The following is a 15,870-nucleotide window of genomic DNA, read 5'->3' on the forward strand; positions in this document are numbered from 1 at the left end:
CGACATCCCGTCAACCTGGAGTGACCGTGCCGATGTCGATTGCGGTGGCCGTCATTGTTTGCTTTTAAGCCGTTTCATGAATTGTAACCCGGTGACGAGGCTGTTTCATGAGCGGTTCCTGAGGAGTAGTGGACCAAGGGGCGGTCTGATCCATGGAAGGAGGCCTTATTGGCCGTACCCTCGGGCGCCGAGGGCGCAAATAACGCTTGCACCCAGTCAGTAAAGACCCGGACGGTCAAGGACGAGCGATTACCGTTGGGATAGACGACGGAAACGGGATCGCCGGCGCTCGCAAACTGCGGCAGCACGGCGACCAGACGGCCGCTGTCAAGATCACTCTGCACAAGGCAGGCGGGTATCCGCAGCAATCCCAGGCCGTCCAGGCCACAGCCGATATAAGCCGAGGTCTCATTGACCGCGATCGCGTAGCTCATCTCCACGCTCACCGGCTCATCGTTGCAGACAAAGCTCCATTCCTGATACTTGCCCGACTGTGGATGGCAGTAACCCACCGCCTGGTGCCGCGTAAGGTCGCGCAGTTGCACCGGCGTGCCGTGCTTTTGCAGGTATCTGGGGCTGGCACAGGTGATCCATTCGACCGATGCCAAGCGCCGGGCAATCAAGAAGTTCGAATCCTGGGGAATGCCGATGCGTATCGCACAATCAATATTTTCCTGGATCAGGCTGGCGATACGATCGTCCAGCCCGATGGTCAACTGAATCTGCGGGTACCGCTCAATGAACCCACTGACTGCCGGAAGGATCACCTGGCGGGCCAGGGCATGGGATATATCAACCCGCAGCTTGCCCCGCAGCGATTGAGTGGCACCCGGCAGCGTCTTCTCCGCGCGCTGCACGTCCGCCAGGATTCGCTTGCAGTAATCGTAGTAATGCAGCCCGTCCGGGGTCAGGCTCAAGCGCCGCGTGGTCCGATTGAGCAATACCACGCCCAGGTAGTTTTCCAGCTGCTGGATGTGCCGGGTGATTGTGGGGGTCCCCACCCCCATGGTGGCGGAAGCCTTGCTGAAGCTGACTTGCTCCACCACATGGGCGAACGCTTGCATGGCTTGAAACTTGTCCATATGACGACCTCGTCGTAAGCCTGATCAAGGGCTCGGAATAAACACACCGCGTGTCAACTGGTCCATGGCCTGCAAATAACCTTGGCCTGCAACATCAACCGAATCCCGTGCAGGCTGCCCATGGGCACGGGTAGCACTGGCGACCTCGCTCGCCAAGGCATGATCATCGCGGTCGGTGCCGTCCCTGTAGTTGGCCAGCAATTCGCCGCGCCAGTCGCCGAGCATCTTCTCCGTCGAGGGTGCGAGTGTGCTGGCTTCGATATAGGCACTGACCCTGCGCACCTGGCTCATCAGGAAGATCACCCGGGAGGCCTGCTCGATCAGTTCGGGCTTCTTCTCGGGCGCCTCGTAAATCGAGATGTAGACCATCTTGTCGATGACCAGGCCTACACCGTCGGCCAGTGCTGTGGACGAGGTGCGTTGCACCGAACTGTCGGTCAGAAACCGCTGGAGATCCGGCTCGAAGACCTCACTGACCCGAGCCGGGTTGCGCAATACCCGCTTCCTGGGAATCCACACATAAAGAAACGCCAGCAACGCCGTGACAAGGCCCACGCAAAATGTGCGCTCGATATCGAAGCCAATGTTGATTTCGTGGACGTTCTGCGGAAGCAGAAAGACCATGAAAGAGATATTGAAACCCAGGCTATAGGCGAAGCTCATCAAACTGGACAGGCCCATCAAACCGAAGAAAAGGCAGGGCGCGCCGACGATGAACAGCATCTCGAACGCACTGGGTGCTTCAGCCAGCAAGCTGTTGACGACCAACCCGAACGGAATCGCGAAAAAGTAACCGATGACGATGTTCTTCAAGATCATTTCCGGGTGAGGCAACTTGCCCAGCATGATGCTGAAGACAACCGGGACGACGCAGCCGAGGAAGCCGTATGTCCAACCGGATGCATACCAGAACGTGTAGGCCAGCAGAAACAAGGTGGCCGACCGCCCCCCAGTAATGAAGCAATTGGCCAACTGCTGGTGGCGACGGACGCTGACGCCCTTGACGCTAACCCGCTCCGCCCGCATCAAGCTCGCATAGAGCTGGGCGAAGGCCTTGAACTGCGTCGCCAGGTCCGCAACTTTGAGCAACAGCATGTTGAGTTCACCGTCCTCATGGACAAAGCGTGCGGCACGCTCGCGAACATCTTCGGCAAAACTTTCCAGGCGAAACAGATCGGCATCGGCAGGGATGGGTTGACTGGCGACCCCCTTGACCAACAGGTCCAGTTCATCGAGTTCGCACGCCAACTGCTGATACGGCACAGGACCTAACTGTTGGAGTACATAGGCCTGAGTACTGACCTCGATGGCCACCTTGTTCATTTCCCGGGCAATCTGCGCGCCCCTTCTGCCCCACGCCCCTTCAAAGTCGCAATGGTCGGCCAGATCGGCATATTCGATAATGCCGCCGTAAACGGCTGCAAGGCGCTTATGCAACGCTTCAGGTCCCGCAGGGAAACCGGAACTCAGTGCACACAGCGCCTTGAACAACCGACCGGAGGAAAGGCGCAGCAAGTCCGAACTGAATACCGGCCATAGGCAGGCGCTGATGAACGACGCCCAGACAATGCCAACGATGATCGTGCCGATGCGGTCCACAAAAATCTGATAGATCTCGTCACTGGTAGGCCCTAGCGTCACCGGCACCATCACCATGATGCATACCGTGACGGCAAAGATCGCGCACATGAACGTGAGGTTGGCATCGCGAGTATGGTAAGACAGCGATGAAGCCATGAAGATAATGGCAGCGACGGACAGCCCGGCCAACATCGGACTTTGCCCGACGACCGCCATGACGGCGACACCCAGGGTGCCGCCTACTACCGTACTGAAACACTGGAACAGGCACTTCTTCACCACCTGGGCATGATCCGGTGCAAAGAATGAAATCATCCCCGTGATCATCGCCCAGACCGGGTGTTCGAAATTGAACATCAAGGCAAAGAACAGTGCACCCCAGACTGAGATACTCATTTTGATGCCGGTCTTGACCGCCACCTTGTTGCCCAACAAATAGGAATCCAGCGCTGACGCCATGATTTTTGCCTCGACTTTACCAGCAGGTGCAGGGCATGGGCTGCAACTGTATTAATTGGGCCTTACAACACCGAACGCACGTCTTCCGCCAGCGCATGCGAAACCGAACGCTGGTCGCGCGCGTCCCCGACCGGAATATCGACCTTGAGGGTTGCCGACATCCCCGAGCTCAGTTGCAGGCCGTCAGGTACCTGGTCGATCTTGATGTTGACCGGTATACGCTGCGCCAGGCGCACCCAGGCGAATGTTGCCTCGACACTTGGCAGCATCTGGTTGCCCGGCGTGCTGTTGGTGTTGGAGATACCGCTGTCGACAGACTCGACATGACCTTCGAGCTTCTGCGTCCCGGCCATCAGCCAGATCTCGACCTTGTCGCCGATCTTGATCGCCGGAATCTTGGTCTCCTCGAAGTAGCCGGTGACGTAGTAGCTGTTGTCCCTGACCAGGGCCAGACGGTTCACACCCCGATTGACGAAGTCACCTTTTTCAAGTTCCAGGTTGATGATCTTGCCATCCACCGGTGACACGTACGTGGTCCGCGTCAAATCCAGCCTGGCCCCATTCAGGTTCGCCACAGACTGGTTGTAAGCCGCTTGCTTTTCCAGCATGTCCAGGCGCGAAGTATCCAGCTCCTCGCGGCTGACTGCGTCCGTGCTCATGGCCGCGCGGCGCTTGTAGACATTGCCAGCGCGGTCCCAGGCGACCTTGGCGCTGTCTGTCTGCGCCTGAGCCAGGTCGGCGGCTACTTGATAGCGCGCCCGGTCCACCGTGAACAAAACATCCCCGGCTTTTACCTGGCGGGCGTTCTCGGCATGCAACTCATCAATCCAGCCAGACACGTCCGGGGCGATATTGACCACGTCAGCCCTGACCCGACCATCGCGGGTCCAAGGCGTATACATGTAGCTGTCCCAGACATAAACCAGACATAAGCCTATGGCGCCAATCAGCACCAGCGTCATGGCAACGTTTGCTGCTTTTTTCATTTTTCGTCTCTCAAAAAGTAATTCGTACCAGCCCGGCAAGGATCAACATGAAGAGCAACATGCACAGCAGACTTTCGTTGCGCTGCATGGAGTACGGAATGATTCGATCAACCACCCGGGCGGTGACACTGGTCAGGGCAACGGCGATCAGCACCATCAGGAATAACGGGCTGAGCAGTAACCCCTGAAAACTCACTTCGTGCACGGACATGACACGTGGTCCTCTGGTTCAGGGCTGCGTACGCAGAACTCGGTTGCTTTTGCGACGGCTGCGATGACCGCGAAGACGGCCACCGGCGAGCCGATGAGAGGGCCTGGAAAGCCAATCACTCAACGTCCACATTACGATACAGGTTTCCGCCATGCGAGACAACGGACGTCTTTAGAAATAGGTTGCCTGCGGCAATCTGCCACCCCTCGAGCACACGAAAACCCCTCGAAAGGCTTCAGGAGGCCCAGAGGATCGACGGAGAAGACAGAGTGCGAGCGCCGGCACAAGCAGTGCCGGCCAAGCCAGGAAGACGCGAAGGGTATAATCAGCGAGCGGCAGCCATCGCTTTGGACATGCGACCGATTTTCTTCTCGATGTCGTACTTGCAGTCCATCAGCGCTTCTTTATAGGCGTCGCCATTGCGCGACGCGCGGATGCTGGGGGCGATGATGCTGATGGAGTAATTGCCCAGGTAAGTCTCCAATGCCACGGCAAAGGTGCAAACACCCTCCAGATGCTCCTGCTCATCCACTGCCACCGCCGAACTGCGCACTTCCTTCAATTGGGTCACCAACTGGGCGCGGCTCAATGTGTTTTCAGTGAGCACCGGCAATTTTTTAGGCAAGATCGCCTGCAATGCCTCATCGGAAAATGCCGACAACATGATCTTGCCTGCCGCCGTCGCGTACGCCGGCGCCTCGATGCCCACCGAAAACACCACCCGCAACTCGCGCTCGAAAATGATGCAGTCGACGACGTTGACCTTATCACCTGCCAGTGTCGCCAGGCACACCGACTCACGGACCTGAGTCGAGAGGTTATTCAAGTATTCGCGCACGCTGGAGATGATGTCGGCCTGGGTCTGATGAATCAGCTGACCGAAAGCGTGGCCCAGACGAAACCCGCCGGAGGGGCCGATGGACTCGACCAGGTGCTCTTCCTCCAATGCCACAATGATTCGATGCACGGTGGAACGCGGCAGTGTGACGATTTGGGCGATCGCCGAGAGGCTCAGACCGCCAGCGTTACTGCCCAGTGCGCGCAAGATAGCCGCGGCACGAGCGATAACCTGGATACCGGACTGCTTGTTCTCCGTCGGATCACTTGAGTCAGACATGAGTTCACTCCAGATAAAGGGATGTATTACAGCGTTAATACTGCGGGGCGGCAACTGTGGTCCGTTCCAGCAGGGTACAAACCAATCCGTGCGCCAGGGACTCAGCGCTCTGCTGACTGAACAACGACTCAAACAGCAGACCCGTGACCGCCAGCCGCATCACCTGGGCTTGGGCGTTGGTCTGCTTGCCTGATTGACTGTCAACCACTAGCAGCCGCTTGAACTGCTCTTGCAGGTTGTCCTGGACCAATTGCCAGCGCGCCACCACGGGGCACTGCCCGGACTCGGTATCCCCCTCTTTCAATAAAATGGTGAACAGATCGCGGTAACGGCCAACGCTCAAGGTTTCAACCAGTGCACGGCCCAGCTGTTCAAAGCCTTGGGCCAGCGCCGTGCCCGGCGCGATGAAATCCTCCAGAGGCAGCGACGATGCACCCAGGATCAGCTGCAACAACTCGCCTTTTCCTTTGAAATGCCAATACACCGCACCTCGGCTCAGCCCCGCGCATTGTGCGATGTCATCCAGGGTCGAGTAGGCGTACCCGTATCTGGCAAACATGCGCGCGCCGGACTCTATCAATTTGAGCCGCGTCTGTTCTGTTTCTTCTGCGGTCTTTCTGGCCATGCAAGGGTCCCTCGATACTTTGAGCAATGGCTGCACAGGCGTTAAATCCTGATGTTGCAGCTGGGCCACATCATGGTACACTTTCTCGCATTACGGTACACTCCGCATTTCCCGTTTTCATGTGATCAGGTAACAATCATGAAGTGGACAGCCCTTACATTCGCCACCTTGCTCGGCGTCAGCCTGCAAGGTTGCAGCTTGATTCCCGCCTACCATCGGCCTGAAGCGCCCGTGGATCAGGCCTGGCCACAAGGCCCCTCGTACAAGACCTCGTCCGTCGGTGCGGCCAACAGCGCCAAGTCGATTGCTGACCTGCACTGGCAGCAGTTCTTTCGTGACCCCGCCATGCGCCAGTTGATCGGGCTTTCCCTGACCAATAACCGCGACCTGCGCCAGGCGGCCCTGAACGTCAATGCGTACCGCGCGCTGTTCCGTATCCAGCGTTCGGAACTGCTGCCGACCGTGGGCGTCGATGGCGAGGGAGCCAAGCAACGCTTGGCCGGTGACCTTTCGATTCCGGGCAAGACCGGGACCTTTGGCAACTACGAGCTCAACGTCGGTATCACCTCATATGAACTGGACGTGTTCGGCCGTATTCGAAGCCTGAACGAGAGCGCGCTGCAGACCTACCTGGCCACCGAGGAAGCCCAGCACAGCGTTCAGGTCGGCCTGGTGGCCAGTGTGGCCAGCGCCTACCTGACCTGGCGCACCGACCAAGACTTGCTGAAGATCGCGCAGTCGACCTATGACACTTATGTTCATGGGCTGAACGTCATGGAATCGGCCCACAGTGCCGGCACCACGTCTGATTTGAGCGTGCGTCAGGCCCGCACCCTGGTTGACAGCGCCCGAGCGCAGACACTGGTCTACACCCATCAAGTGGCCCACGACGTGAATGCGCTGACGCTGCTGATCGGTACACGGATGCCAGCCAACCTGCCCGACTCGGGCGATTGGACCCAACGCATGCTGGCCTCCATCCCGGCAGGCCTGCCGGCCGACATCTTGCGCCAGCGGCCGGATGTGCGCGCCGCCGAGCGTGACTTGATCGCCGCCAACGCCAATATCGGCGCGGCGAGGGCTGCCTTTTATCCCTCGATCACACTGACCGCAAACGCGGGGGCAGCCAGCGAAAAACTCTCCCACCTGTTCGAGGGCGGCCAAGGCCAGTGGACGTTCATTCCACAAATCAACATCCCGATTTTCAACGGCGGGCGCCTGAAAGCGAACCTCAATTACGCTGAAATCCAGAAAGACATTCGCGTGGCGGCCTATGAGAAGAGCATCCAGACAGCCTTCAGCGAAGTCGCTGATGGCCTGGCCGCCGTCGGGGTCTTCGACGAACAGGTCCAGGCCCACGAGGACTTGGTGCATGACAACGAGGCTTACCTGGAACTGGCGCAGAACCGCTTCCAGCACGGTGTGGAAAACTTCCTGCCGGTCCTGGATGCCCAGCGCAACCTGTTCTCGGCCCGTGAGCAACTGGCAACCAACCGCCTGCAACAGCTGGAAAGTCAGGTCCAGCTGTATCGTGCCCTTGGCGGGGGTTGGGACGACACGCAACTGGCCAGCGCACACCCTGCCGATAGCCACCTGGAATAGCCGACCAAGGACCTTGCCATGAGTACGGGATACCTGATTTTTGAAGAAACCGTAGCGTTGATCACGGGGAGTGGCACGGCCCTGGGCCGTGCCACGGCCTTGGCATTCGCCAAGCGAGGCGTCTCGGTGGTGGTGGCGGATGTCTCCGAGCACGGTGCCGAAACAGTGGAAATGATCAACAGCTACGGTGGTCAGGGCCTGTTCATTGAAACCGATGTATCGGTTGCCGAAAACGTCGAGCGACTGATCGCCACCGTGGTGGACACCTATGGCGGGCTGCACCACGCGTTCAACAACGCGGCGAACGTACTGCCCATGCTGCCCTTGTCCAAAGCCGACGAATTCATTCACGGGCGCGTCATGACCGCGGCGGTGCGTGGTGCCACCCTGTGCCTGCAGCAACAGCTTCATTACATGGCCAAGGCCGGTGGCGGCAACATCGTCAATGCCGCGTCCCTGCCACAGGAGTTTGCCGAGGCCGACATGACGCCCTACCTGGCCGCCCGCCAGGCGGTGATCAGCATGACCAAGGCGGCGGCCACCGAAAATGCCCGGTTCGGCATTCGGGTCAATGCCCTTGCCCGTGGCCGTGTCGACCCCGGCAAACTTCACCGCGGCTCGGCGGATCAGCAAATACGGCAGATGGTGCTGGGTGGCCCACTGATCGATCATCCGCGCCATTCAAATGAGCTCGCGGCCACCGTCATTTACCTGTGTTCACCGATCTCCTCGTTTGCCAACGGGCAGGTTTTCACCATCAGCCATTGAGCCCCCGCTGCGCAGGCCGTGGTTGACCTGCCAGAGCGAGAAAAAAGTCATGACACGTGAATCAGCCGAAAAAAGCAGCAGTCAAGTCGTATCCGGAGCAGCCCGGATCCTGCGGTGCCTGGAATCTGAACCCAATGGTTGAGCCTCGGCACTATTGCTGCGCGTAGCCAGCTGCCCCGCTCCAACGGCCCGGCCGATTGACCCTCAGAGTTGAGCAGATAGCCCAATGCCCCAGACACTGCATACCCTCCCGCCGAGCAAAATCGACCTGCAGATATTTGCCGAGATCGACCTGAACTTGATGGTGGTTTTCATGGTGATCTACGAAGAGCGAAACGTCTCACGTGCGGCCCTTAAACTCGGTGTAGGTCAGCCTGCTGTCAGCGGATCGCTCGCGCGGTTGCGTAAACGCTTTGATGACCGGTTGTTCGAGCGTGTGGGCAACCGTATGCAGCCGACGGCCAAAGCTGACGAAATGGCAGTCGAACTTGCACCCGCCATCAGGGCGATCGAGTCAGTCCTGTCCAGGTGCTGACCGCAGCGCCTGCGGCCTGAAAAAGGGGGTAAATCTTAAATATCACCGTGTATAGGAGGAGCGAGCAATCAAGCCGAGAGTTCCATCTGATCCCCGCGTTCGAGGGTTGAACACCCTTCTACCGCGCACATTCCATGCTCTACCTCTCAAGGTGTAACATCGATGCACGATTTATCAAAAGCTTCAGGTCTGAGGCGCTTTACCTCAATCATCGCAGGCATTCTTGCCTTGCTTTTGCTGGCAGGCGGTATCTGGCTGGCCGCGCTGGGCGGTTCTTTATACTATGTGTTGACAGGCGTTGCGCTGCTGGTATTCGCCGTCCTGTTGTGGCGACGCTCCGCCGCATCGCTGTGGCTGTACGGCGCGTTGATGTTGATCACAGTGGTCTGGGGACTGTGGGAAGCCAGCTCGGACTTCTGGGCCCTGGTGCCACGTTTCGACATCATCGGGGTGCTGGGTCTGTGGTTGCTGATCCCGGCGGTCACGCGTGATATTGCGCAGCCCTTGAAGCCTGGCAAAACCTTCTTGTCCGCGACACTGGCATTGGCGATTGTGGTGATGGTCTATTCCATCTTCAACGACCCGCAGGAAATCAACGGCTCCATCGCGACGGCACAACCTGCGCAGCACCAGCCGGTGGAGGGCATCGCCAACGGCGACTGGCCTGCGTACGGCCGCACGCAGTCGGGCACGCGCTATTCGCCGCTGAGCCAGATCAACGAAAGCAATGTCAAAGACCTTCAGGTGGCCTGGACTTACCACAGCGGCGAATCGAAAACCGCCAATGACTCGGGCGAAACCACCAACGAGCTGACCCCGATCAAGGTCGGCGACAACATGTACATCTGCACCACGCACCAGAAACTGGTGGCGCTCGACCCGGCCACCGGTAAAGAGAAGTGGAGCTTCGATCCCAAGCTCAAATCCGACCCGTCGTATCAGCACTTGACCTGCCGCGGCGTCGCGTACTTCGATCAGGCTGACACCGCGCAGTTCGCGAAAAGTCTGGAAGGCACCCAGCCGGTCGCCACCAGCTGCCCGCGCAAGGTCTTCCTGCCGGTCAACGACGGTCGCCTGTTCGCCATCAACGCCGACAACGGCAAGCCTTGCGACGACTTCGCCAAAAACGGTGAGCTCGATCTTCTGCACTTGCAGCCCTATGCCTACCCGGGCGGTCTTGAACCGACCTCCCCGCCTATCGTGACCGGTACCACGGTGATCATCGGCGGTGCGGTGACGGACAACCAGTCGGTGCATGAGCCTTCCGGTGCGATCCGTGGCTACGACGTCAACACCGGCGCTCTGAAGTGGATCTTCGACACCGGCGCCGAGAACCCGAACGCGGTCCCGAGCGATGGCCATACCCTGGTCAACAACTCGCCGAACGCCTGGGCCCCGCTCGCCTACGACGCCAAGACCGATGTGGTCTACGTACCAACGGGCGTAGAGACACCCGACATCTGGGGCGGCAACCGTACGCCGCTGATGGAGCGTTACGCCAGCTCGATCGTCGCGATGAATGCCTCCACCGGCAAGCTGGTGTGGAGCTTCCAGACCACCCACCACGACTTGTGGGACATGGACGTACCTTCGCAGCCAACGCTGGCAGATGTGAAGACCAATACGGGTGACGCAGTCCCTGCCATCTATGTGCCGACCAAGGCCGGTAACCTGTTCGTACTGGACCGTCGAGACGGCAAACCGATCGTACCTCTTTACGAGATGCCAGTGCCGAGCGGTGATGCCGCGCCAGGCGATCATGTGAGCCCGACCCAGCCTCACTCGGACCTCAACCTGACGTCGATTCAAACGTTGTCGGACAAGGAAATGTGGGGCGCGACCATGTTGGACCAGATGGTCTGCCGGGTGATGTTCAAGCGCCTGTCCTATCGTGGCCAATACACTCCGCCGTCCGAGCAAGGAACACTGGTGTTCCCGGGTAACCTGGGGGTCTTTGAATGGGGCGGCATTTCGGTAAACGCCGACCGTCAGGTCGCGGTGATGAACCCGATGGCGCTGCCGTTCGTGTCCAAGCTGATACCCCGGGGCCCGAACAACCCTATGTGGCCTAAAGACGGTGCCGCAGCAGGTACCGGGACCGAAGCGGGCATTCAACCGCAGTACGGCGTGCCTTATGGCGTGGAAATCAACGCCTTCCTGTCGCCGCTGGGTTTTCCGTGCAAAGAGCCGGCCTGGGGCTATGTGGCGGGCGTCGACATGAAGACCCACAACGTGGTCTGGCGCAAACGCATCGGCACTATCCGCGACAGCCTGAAAGGCATCCAGCTGCCGCCGATGAAAATTGGTATTCCGATGCTGGGTGGGCCGATGTCCACGGCGGGTAACCTGATGTTCATCGCCGGCACACAGGACGACTACCTGCGCGCCTTCAACGTCACCAACGGCGACATGGTCTGGGAAGTACGCTTGCCAGCAGGCGGTCAGGCCACACCGATGACCTATGAAAGCAATGGCAAGCAGTACATTGTGATCATGGCGGGCGGGCATAGCTCGTTTGGCACGAAGATGGGTGACTCGCTGATTGCCTACGCCCTGCCGTCGAAGCAATAAGCGACTGAGCAGTAAAATAGAGTCTGATTGATCGGGCCAAGGCTGATGACAACCCCCGCTTTCGAGCGGGGGTTTGTCGTTTACAAGAATGCGAACGTTATATGAAAACCCGTTACCGACGTTTCCTTCCGGTCTGGTTTTTCACGCCAGCTGCCTCTCGACAGGTACTGTCCGAGCAGTGACTTCGTCCCCGGTATGCAGGGTTGTCACGGTTTCGATCAGCACGATGCCGCATTCCTCAGAGGCGACAGGGTTATGTCGGACACCCTTGGGAATCACGCAGAATTCACCGGGGTGCACGATGACGCCTCTGTCTTCCAGCTGAATGTCAAGGGTGCCATACACCACCATGAACATTTCATCTTCATCGGCATGGGCGTGCCAGATGAGCTCGCCTTTGAGCTTCGCCACTTTGATGTACTGGTTGTTGACCTGGCCAATGACCTGGGGCGACCAATGCTGGGTGACCTTGTCCAGGGCTGCTTGAATGTTTGTACTGTTCGCACTGAGGATCATGAAGACGGCTCCACCAAAAAGGAAACTACCTTACGTGGACAGCGTGACGCTCCGTATCGAATGTTTATAATAGGGCCATTAGTAACCCTGATGGCCACTGGCATGACCCACCCAAGAACCGTCGATCTTGTCCTCCTCCGTAGCTTCGTCGCCATTGCCCGATCAGGTAGCATAAGCGCCGCCGCGCGCCATCTGCATCTCACGCAAGGAGGCATCAGCCAGCAAGTGAAGCGGCTTGAGGCCTTTTTTGGATGTCAGCTTCTTGATCGAGACCCCGCAGGGACAAGGCTGACTGACCGTGGGAGAGATTTTCTGCCCAAGGCACGGCGGCTCCTTGATCTCAACGACAGCCTGTGTGGGGAAATGATCGGCCCGGCCCTCCCGGAAACGGTGAGGGTTGGCGTGCCTCATGATATGGGCGGATCACATTTTGCTCCTGTTCTGAAAGTCTTTGCCCAACAACATCCGGACGTAGAGGTCATCGTTGTATCCGGGTCGTCGGTCGACCTGATGAATGATTTCTCCAAGGGCCTGATCGACCTGACGATCAGTCAGTGCCCTGAGGACGAAGGGGTGGGAGAGCGCCTGTCTCTGGAACCGCTGGTCTGGATCGGTCACTCGCAACAGCTGTGTATCCAGAGGCCGTTGCCACTCTGTTTTATTACGCCAACCTGCACATTTCGCCGTACCGTGTTTTCACGACTCGGGGAGGTGGATATCAGCTGGCGCGTGATATTTGAAAATGCCTCGGTTGACACCACTCTTGCCACTGTAAAAAGCGGTCTTGCGCTCACGCCATGGCTTCGCTCGCTGGTGCCGGATGATTTTCAGATGCTGGGGACAGATTCTGGACTGCCACTTTTACCGGATTTCGCCATCGAGCTTCATGTCTCACCAACGGCTGCCCAAGGCGCCTTGGCAATGGCTGAGATCATCCGCAGTCACGGGTTGCCAAACACCAGCTCGTAGTCAACCTTTTCATTTCCACCAGGGGGCAACTTTGCCGCGAGCTGTCCACAGCGCTCCTGTAGAAAGCTGCGCAGTTGAGTGATCACCGGCGTCAATCTGGAGCGATGCGCACAGATAAGATGTAAAGGTGAAGGTTCACAATGACTGCTCGGGAATACCTCGACGAGATGCCCGGCCAGCAGATCGGGCATCAGATCCAGGCGAGATTTATAGATGAGCCCTTGCCCGGCAACCGCCCACCGGCGGACAGCGTCGGCATCGTCGCTGACGCGATCCCCGGTCACGCCCACGGTTCGCTCGCCCTCGGGCAGAGTGAAACGCCATCGTTCATGTATCTGTTCACTCCATACGAATCTGAGGCAGTTGTGCTGACTTAAATCGTCAACGCTCTGCGGCACACCCTTTCGCTCCAGATAGGCCGGCGAAGCACACAACGCGCGTCGGTTGTTCTCGATCAATGGTAAAGCGACCAGTGACGAATCCGCCAAGGCGCCATAGCGCAAAGCAGCGTCCAAGGGGTGGCGCAGCAGATCGGCGGCGCGGTCACTCATGCGCAGATGCAGTACAAGCTTGGGGTGCCTGCCTTGAAATTCATCCATCCAGCCGAGCAGAAGATTGCGCCCGAAATCGGAAGGCACCGAAAGTCTTAGAGGGCCTGACAGCTCGCACGAATCATGTGCCAGTGCAGCACGACCTTGTCGTTGCGCCTCTAATAACGCAATGGCATGGGGTAAATAACGCTCTCCATCCTCAGAGAGTTGCAAGCTACGCGTCGATCGAATGAAGAGCCGCACCTTCAATGCCTTCTCCAGCCGCTGTACAGCAGCGCTGGCAAGCCCTGGGGAGATATTCAGGTGACGGGCCGCTTCAGAAAAGCTGACCGCCTCGACTGAGCGAATGAATATTTCAACGTCATTGAGTCGGATCATTTTCTGAACACGACGGAAGGGTTATTAGAAAAGGCCATTTTTTCTCCGACTCAGGAAACACACACTATCCAGGCCGCCCCATTCCGCTGGCCCTGCACACACGGGACGAGAGCGCCCGGGTGGACGGGGCCATTGCCGGGTGGGTGGCGTTGCTCAAGGCGTGATGCAACTCCCTACGACGCAGGACCGCCGATTCCCGCCGCCGCCTGTTCGGAGATCTTGGTCTCGATGGCACCTGTCGCACCGCTGACGCCGACAGCGCCCACCACCTTGCCGGCTATTTGCACCGGCGTGCCGCCGCCCAGCGGGACCATGCCTGGCAACGTGGCGATGGCCGGTTCCTGGGCATTGGCGCGGTCCATGAAGCGCGCGGTCGAGGTTCGGTACAGCGCCGCAGCGCGGGCTTTGAGGATCGAGGCATCGACACAGCCAGGGGCCGCATCGTCCATCCGGCCGAAGGCCAGCAGCAGGCCGGACTGATCCACCACGGCAATGCAGACGTGGGCCTGCTGGGCCTGAGCGGCGGCTTTGCCAGCAGCGATCAGCCGGTCGCTGTCGGTCTGGGTCATCACGGTTTGCTGGGCCGAGGCCTGAGCCAGGACCGGCAACAACGAAAGGCTCAAGAGAGCAAGAAGAGCGCGCATGAATGTCACAACCTCAGGTGGCTGGAAGAGCCTGCAAGCATAACCTGCAAAGACAGCCGCCAAGCCGTCGAGTGGCCGCTGAACGAACGCATTTCATCTTGCGCACAGCGCCTTCATCGCGCGCCGAAATCGATCACTGCCCTCGTCGCGTGCGCTGCGATCAGGCGCGCCCGTACCGCCTCGATCTGACCGTCGAAAACCCTCGACTGAAGATAAATCGCGCGGGATCAATAGGATAAAAGCATTTCTGTTCATATGAACAAGACTGGCACACATGCTGCTCTATGACCATTGTTCACATGAACAACCGTCATTCGTAGAGGAAGCAAAGCATCCCATGAAGGCTCAACTGACGACCTTGCCCGTTACCGCGACGCCCGAAGCAGTCGCCGAAATCCTCCGGCGCGACGGCGGTGTGATCATCCGCGATATCGTTGACAGCGCCACCCTCGAAGGCCTGCGCGCCGACCTCGACCCGATCCTCGAAGTCACCCCACCGGGCATCGACCCTGATTTTGCCGGCACCGCCACCCGCCGCGCCGGGCGCCTGTTCGCCCGCTCGCCGCACATCCAGACCCTGGCCCTGAGCCCGCTGTACCTGGGGGTTTCGCAACTGATCCTGCAAAAGCCTGCGACTTACTGGCTCGGCGAAAAACGCCTGGACGTGGTCCCGGACCTGCGCATCGGCGTGACCATGGCGATCCGCATCTACCCAGGCCAGGGTGCCCAACCGTTGCACCGAGACGACTTCGTGTTTCTCTGGGAACACCCCACCTACGGCCGCGAAGCGCGGGTGCAGATCATGCTCGCGGTGAGCGACTTCACCCAAGCCAACGGCGCCACCCTGGTGATCCCCGGCAGCCACCGCTGGGACGACCAGCGTGCGCCGCGCCGCGAAGAAGCGGTGAGCGCAGAAATGAAAGCCGGCAGCGCGCTGATCTGGGTGGGGTCGATCTACCACGCCGGTGGCCAGAACACCTGCGACGCGCCGCGCACCGGCATCACCCTGTCCTATGACCTGGCCAACCTGCGCCAGGAAGAAAACCAGCTGCTCTCGGTGCCGCTGGAGACCGTGCGCGAAATGCCCGAACAGATGCAGCGCCTGCTTGGCTGGACCATGGGCGACAACTTCATGGGCTATGTGGAGCGTGATGGCCGCGCCATGGACCCGCGCCAGTTGCTGGACCTGCCGGAATACCGCATGGGCGAAGGCATCCTGGATTCACGCAACACCCAATAAGACCCCGACCGTGCCGATGATTTCGAGGAACCCCG

15 protein-coding genes are annotated in these 15,870 nt (G+C 59.2%); 6 read left to right on the plus strand and 9 right to left on the minus strand.

Going from position 1 to position 15,870, the window contains the following annotated elements:
* Positions 1-74 precede the first annotated feature (74 nt).
* The 6 genes from HB675_RS13750 to HB675_RS13775 form a co-directional block, all read right to left on the minus strand.
* Positions 75-1,064 carry a LysR family transcriptional regulator gene (locus tag HB675_RS13750; RefSeq protein WP_213878875.1) on the minus strand — a complete coding sequence of 330 codons (990 nt, stop codon included), beginning with the start codon at positions 1,062-1,064 and terminating at the stop codon, positions 75-77.
* A 42-nt stretch (positions 1,065-1,106) separates the two neighbouring features.
* Positions 1,107-3,122 carry an FUSC family protein gene (locus tag HB675_RS13755; RefSeq protein ID WP_213878876.1) on the minus strand — a complete coding sequence of 672 codons (2,016 nt, stop codon included), beginning with the start codon at positions 3,120-3,122 and terminating at the stop codon, positions 1,107-1,109.
* Between the two features lie 62 nt (positions 3,123-3,184).
* Positions 3,185-4,108, minus strand: coding sequence for an efflux RND transporter periplasmic adaptor subunit (locus HB675_RS13760; RefSeq protein WP_213878877.1), 924 nt, complete (start codon positions 4,106-4,108; stop codon positions 3,185-3,187).
* Positions 4,109-4,118: 10 nt separating this feature from the next.
* Positions 4,119-4,319 (minus strand): hypothetical protein, encoded by a 201-nt coding sequence (locus HB675_RS13765; protein ID WP_213878878.1) that lies wholly within the window; start codon positions 4,317-4,319, stop codon positions 4,119-4,121.
* Between the two features lie 325 nt (positions 4,320-4,644).
* A complete protein-coding gene (locus HB675_RS13770) occupies positions 4,645-5,436 on the minus strand; it encodes an IclR family transcriptional regulator (protein WP_213878879.1) in 792 nt (263 codons plus the stop codon).
* Between the two features lie 34 nt (positions 5,437-5,470).
* Positions 5,471-6,061, minus strand: a complete 591-nt coding sequence (locus HB675_RS13775; protein WP_213878880.1) for a TetR family transcriptional regulator — start codon at positions 6,059-6,061, stop codon at positions 5,471-5,473.
* Positions 6,062-6,199: 138 nt separating this feature from the next.
* Here HB675_RS13775 and HB675_RS13780 point away from each other — a divergent pair, with 138 nt between their 5' ends.
* The 4 genes from HB675_RS13780 (at position 6,200) to HB675_RS13795 (ending at position 11,537) form a co-directional block, all read left to right on the plus strand.
* A complete protein-coding gene (locus HB675_RS13780) occupies positions 6,200-7,663 on the plus strand; it encodes an efflux transporter outer membrane subunit (protein WP_213878881.1) in 1,464 nt (487 codons plus the stop codon).
* An 18-nt stretch (positions 7,664-7,681) separates the two neighbouring features.
* Positions 7,682-8,431 carry an SDR family oxidoreductase gene (locus HB675_RS13785; RefSeq protein ID WP_213878882.1) on the plus strand — a complete coding sequence of 250 codons (750 nt, stop codon included), beginning with the start codon at positions 7,682-7,684 and terminating at the stop codon, positions 8,429-8,431.
* A 226-nt stretch (positions 8,432-8,657) separates the two neighbouring features.
* The gene (locus HB675_RS13790) at positions 8,658-8,966 is read left to right on the plus strand and encodes a LysR family transcriptional regulator (RefSeq protein WP_213878883.1); all 309 of its coding nucleotides are present in this window, start codon (positions 8,658-8,660) and stop codon (positions 8,964-8,966) included.
* A 162-nt stretch (positions 8,967-9,128) separates the two neighbouring features.
* Complete coding sequence (locus HB675_RS13795; protein WP_213878884.1) at positions 9,129-11,537, plus strand: glucose/quinate/shikimate family membrane-bound PQQ-dependent dehydrogenase; 2,409 nt, start codon at positions 9,129-9,131, stop codon at positions 11,535-11,537.
* A 141-nt stretch (positions 11,538-11,678) separates the two neighbouring features.
* Here HB675_RS13795 and HB675_RS13800 read toward each other — a convergent pair whose 3' ends face one another.
* A complete protein-coding gene (locus HB675_RS13800) occupies positions 11,679-12,053 on the minus strand; it encodes a cupin domain-containing protein (protein WP_213878885.1) in 375 nt (124 codons plus the stop codon).
* A 102-nt stretch (positions 12,054-12,155) separates the two neighbouring features.
* Between HB675_RS13800 and HB675_RS13805 the strand changes: the two genes are divergently transcribed.
* Entirely contained in the window at positions 12,156-13,022 is an 867-nt protein-coding gene (locus HB675_RS13805; protein ID WP_213878886.1) for a LysR family transcriptional regulator, read from the plus strand.
* Here HB675_RS13805 and HB675_RS13810 read toward each other — a convergent pair.
* Both HB675_RS13810 and HB675_RS13815 read right to left on the minus strand, forming a co-directional pair.
* On the minus strand, positions 12,995-13,951 hold the full coding sequence (locus tag HB675_RS13810) for a LysR family transcriptional regulator (RefSeq protein WP_213878887.1): 957 nt from the start codon (positions 13,949-13,951) through the stop codon (positions 12,995-12,997). The two genes, HB675_RS13805 and HB675_RS13810, sit on opposite strands and share 28 nt — an antisense overlap.
* Before the next feature lie 173 nt (positions 13,952-14,124).
* Positions 14,125-14,595, minus strand: coding sequence for a heme-binding protein (locus tag HB675_RS13815; RefSeq protein ID WP_213878888.1), 471 nt, complete (start codon positions 14,593-14,595; stop codon positions 14,125-14,127).
* Positions 14,596-14,932: 337 nt separating this feature from the next.
* Here HB675_RS13815 and HB675_RS13820 point away from each other — a divergent pair, with 337 nt between their 5' ends.
* The gene (locus tag HB675_RS13820) at positions 14,933-15,835 is read left to right on the plus strand and encodes a phytanoyl-CoA dioxygenase family protein (protein WP_213878889.1); all 903 of its coding nucleotides are present in this window, start codon (positions 14,933-14,935) and stop codon (positions 15,833-15,835) included.
* Positions 15,836-15,870 lie beyond the last annotated feature (35 nt).

It is taken from the genome of Pseudomonas sp. dw_358 (assembly GCF_018449655.1).
Classification (GTDB): domain Bacteria; phylum Pseudomonadota; class Gammaproteobacteria; order Pseudomonadales; family Pseudomonadaceae; genus Aquipseudomonas.